This is a genomic window from Terriglobales bacterium (assembly GCA_035624475.1).
Classification (GTDB): Bacteria; Acidobacteriota; Terriglobia; order Terriglobales; family Acidobacteriaceae; genus DASPRL01.
In genome coordinates this window covers 1-3,880 of record DASPRL010000142.1, presented here as the reverse complement: position 1 = coordinate 3,880, position 3,880 = coordinate 1, and the positions used below count along the sequence as shown (strand labels likewise).

Below are 3,880 nucleotides of genomic sequence, written 5' to 3'. Positions count from 1 at the left end.
GCAGGGAACAACTTCCATTACCCGCTTCGCAGCCTTTGTCACTACCTGCGCGTTAGCGATTTCAGATTGAAGATTTCAGATTGCAGATTTCAAACTGCCGGCACTGGAGTAAGAAATCTGCAATCTTCAATCTGCAATCCTCAATCCTCCAGCGCCTTCATCACTGTGGCCGAGGGATGTCCCGTCCCGAACTCGCCCTCCCAGCGCGCCACCACGCAGGTAGCCAAGCAGTTGCCCACCACGTTGACCGCGGTGCGCACCATGTCCATCAAGGGATCGATGCCGAGCAGGATGAAGACCGGCTCCACCGGCAGGTGGAACTGGCCGACGGTGGCCAGCAGGATCACGATGGCGGCGCGCGAGACCCCGGCCACGCCCTTGCTGGTCAGCATCAGGGTCAGCAGCAGCACCAGTTGCTGGCCCAGGCTGAGGTGGATGCCGGCGGCCTGGGCCACGAAGATGGCCGCCAGCGAGAGATAGAGCGTGCTGCCGTCCATGTTGAAGCTGTAGCCGGTCGGCATCACAAAGGCGACGATGCCGCGGGGGACGCCCAGAGCTTCCATGGCTTCCATGGCGCGGGGCAGGGCAGCCTCGGAGGACGAGGTCCCGAGGGCGATGGTGAAGGGCTCGGCCACCGCGCGCACGAAGGCGCGGACCGGAAGCCGCGCCACCAGCGCGATGGGCAGCAGCACTCCCAGGAGGAAGACCGCCAGGGCGACGTAGAGCGTGGCCAGCAGCTTGGCCAGGTTCACCAGTACGCCCGCGCCGGTGGTGGCCACGGTGTAGGCGATGGCCGCGCCCACACCGAAGGGCGCGAAGTACATCACCAGGTTGGTGAACTTGAACATGGTCTCAGCCAGGCTGTCGCAGAAAGTCAGAAGGGACTTGCGCTTCTCCTCCTTCACCATGGCCAGGGCGATGCCGAACAGGACGCTGAACACCACTACCTGCAGCACCTGGCCCTCGGCGATGGATTTGGCGATGTTCTCGGGGAAGATGTGCAGGATGGTCTCGCCGGCGGAGAGCGGCGGGGCGACAGGGCCGGCTTCCGCCGGCGCCGGCGGCAGCGTGATGCCCACGCCGGCGCGGCTCAGGTTGATGGCGCCCAGGCCGATGAACAGCGCCACCGTGGTCACTAACTCGAAGTAGACGATGGCCTTGATGCCCATGCGCCCGACCTTCTTCAGGTCGGCGTGGGCGGCGATCCCGCTCACCAGGGTGGCGAAGAGCAGGGGAGCGATGATGACCTTGATGAGCCGCAGGAAGATCTGGCTGACGATGCGCATGGCCGGGGCGGCGGCCGGCCAGTCGTGCCCTACGAAGATCCCCAGGACCAGCGCCGCCAGGATCCAGAAGGTCAGGGAGCGGCGCAGGAGCGCATAGCCGAGCAGCGCGCCCATCGCCAGCCAGCGCACGGCGTAGAGCGCTCCCGGGGCCTGGAACCATCCCCAGCGTCCGCCCAGCCAGAGGACGGCGGCCACCAGGAAGAGCGCGAGGGACGCGAGCAGGAGCTTGCTCTTCATGCGAAGAATTGAGTCATTGACGATTGCACTGCGCCGCAAGTCTTGCGCTGACTCCTGACTACAAACGCCTAGCGCAACAAATCCTCCAGCTCCACGCCCCTGTCCGTCTTCTCGTCCCGGTACTTGACGATGACCGGGGTGTAGAGCGACAGGCCCCACTCCGCCGCCTTGCCCTTCTGCACGGCGCGGGCGCCGGGCACGACCACCGCGCTCTCCGGGACCTCGAGCGGCTCATCGCCCTGGGCACGGTGGACGGTGCCGCGCACCACGTCGTAGAGCGGGGTGGAGCGCGTCAGGATGACGCCCGCGCCCAGCACTGCGCGCGCCCGCACCAGCGTGCCTTCGTAGACACCGCAGTTGCCGCCCACCAGCACGTCGTCCTCGATGATGACGGGGGCGGCGTTCACCGGCTCCAGCACCCCGCCGATCTGCGCCGCCGCGCTCAGGTGCACGCGCTTCCCGATCTGCGCGCAGGAGCCTACCAGCGCGTGCGAGTCCACCATGGTCTCTTCGTCCACATAAGCGCCCACGTTGATGTACATGGGCGGCATGCAGACGACCGAAGGCGCGACGTACGCGCCCTGGCGCACGGAGGAGCCACCCGGCACCACGCGCACGCCGTCGGACACGCGGAAGCGGCGCGGCGGGAAGGTGTCCTTGTCCACGAAGGAGAGGCCGCGGGGCCCGCCCATCTCCGCCAATTCGCCCAGGCGGAAGCCCAGCAGGATGCCCTGCTTCACCCAGGCGTTCACCGTCCAGCGGCCGTTCTTCTTCTCGGCGGCGCGGATCTTGCCCTGGGTCAAGGCCTCGCGGAAATCGATGAAGACCCGGTGGGCCTCGGTGGGGTCCCTCTTGCCCTGGGCCTCATACAGGCGCTCGATGGCGGCGCGCAACTGCTGCATGGCGGGGAAGTATATAGAGTGGATGGTGGATAGTGAATAGTGGATAGAGAGCATCGGGTCATTGAGTCATCGGGTCATCGGATCTTTGCGACCCTGACTCCTACGACGCCGCGACCTTCTTGAGCAGCCCAACTTCCGCCGCGATCTTCTCCAGCTTGGCGCGGGTCTCGTTCTTCACCGGCAGCATGGGGAGGCGGTAGTTCTCCTCGATGCGGCCCATCATGGCCAGCACGCACTTCACCGGCATGGGATTGGACTCGAGGAAGTTGGCCTGCATCAGGGGCAGGTACCTGCGCTGCAGGGTGCGCGCGGTCTCCCACTTGTTGCTGAGGGCGGCGCGGGTGAGCGCGCCCATCTCGGCCGGGATCTCGTTGGAGGCGACGGAGATGATGCCGGCGCCGCCCAGCGCCACCACCGGCAGGGTGACGGCGTCGTCGCCGGAGAAGACCAGGAAGCTCTCCGGCACATGCTGGAAGACCTCGGCGATCTGGCCGATGTTGCCGCTGGCTTCCTTCACCCCGGCGATGTTGGGGACTTCGGCCAAGCGGCCCAGGGTGGCGGGCTCGATATTGGCGGAGGTGCGTCCGGGGACGTTGTAGAGCACGAGCGGCTTGTCCGTTGCCTCGGCGATGGCCTTGAAGTGCTGGTACTGGCCCTCCTGGGTGGGCTTGTTGTAGTAGGGCGAGGCGGTGAGGATGGCGTCGATGCCCTTGCGCGCGGCCGCTTCCTTGGCCTTGGCCACGGCGTCGCGGGTGGAGTTGGAGGTGGCGCCCGCCACGATGGGCACGCGTCCCTCGGCCGTCTCGATGGTGAGGTCGATCACGCGCAGCCATTCATCGTGGGAGAGCGTCGGGGTCTCGCCGGTGGTGCCGCAGGGAACCAGGAAGTCGATGCCGCACTCCACCTGCCATTTCACCAGCTCGCGCAAGGCGCGCTCGTCGAGGGAGCCATCGCCCTTGAAGGGCGTGACCAGAGCGGTACCGCAACCGCGTAGATTCATGAGCCTAATTTAACCACACTATCCACTATCCACTCTTCACTATCCACTGCTCCTACCACACCCGGCAGCGCTTCTCAGGGGCCATGGGCTGGCCGGCCTTGCACTGGAAGGCCTGCTGGAACTCGGGCAGGTTCACCACCACGCCGTTGGTGCGGTACCGATCGGGAGAGTGCGGGTCGGTGGTGGCGCGCATGCGCAGGATTTCCGGGCGGGAATTGGTGCACCAGCTCTGGGCGTAGCCCACGAAGAAGCGCTGCTCCGGCGTGAGCCCCTCGATGGGTTCCAGCTTCTGCCCCTTGGTGTCTTCCTTCCAGGCCATCCAGGCGAGGATGAGCCCGCCCAGGTCGGCGACGTCCTCGCCCAGGGTGAGCTTGCTGTTGATGTGGACGTCGTCCACCACCACGTACCGCGCGTACTGCTCCTGGACGCACTGGGCGCGCTTCTGGAACTCGGCC

The 3,880-nt window shown here is 66.3% G+C and carries 4 protein-coding genes; all 4 read right to left on the bottom strand.

Annotated features, from left to right (window positions below):
* Positions 1 to 140 precede the first annotated feature (140 nt).
* Positions 141 to 1,523, bottom strand: a complete 1,383-nt coding sequence (locus VEG08_06095; protein HXZ27556.1) for a cation:dicarboxylase symporter family transporter — start codon at positions 1,521 to 1,523, stop codon at positions 141 to 143.
* Positions 1,524 to 1,591: 68 nt separating this feature from the next.
* Positions 1,592 to 2,479: a 2,3,4,5-tetrahydropyridine-2,6-dicarboxylate N-succinyltransferase gene (locus tag VEG08_06090; GenBank protein ID HXZ27555.1), complete on the bottom strand. Its 888-nt coding sequence runs from the start codon at positions 2,477 to 2,479 to the stop codon at positions 1,592 to 1,594.
* A 46-nt stretch (positions 2,480 to 2,525) separates the two neighbouring features.
* Complete coding sequence (gene dapA, locus VEG08_06085; protein ID HXZ27554.1) at positions 2,526 to 3,425, bottom strand: 4-hydroxy-tetrahydrodipicolinate synthase; 900 nt, start codon at positions 3,423 to 3,425, stop codon at positions 2,526 to 2,528.
* Between the two features lie 52 nt (positions 3,426 to 3,477).
* A partial coding sequence (locus VEG08_06080) for a M13-type metalloendopeptidase (GenBank protein ID HXZ27553.1) occupies positions 3,478 to 3,880 on the bottom strand: 403 nt, incomplete at its 5' end.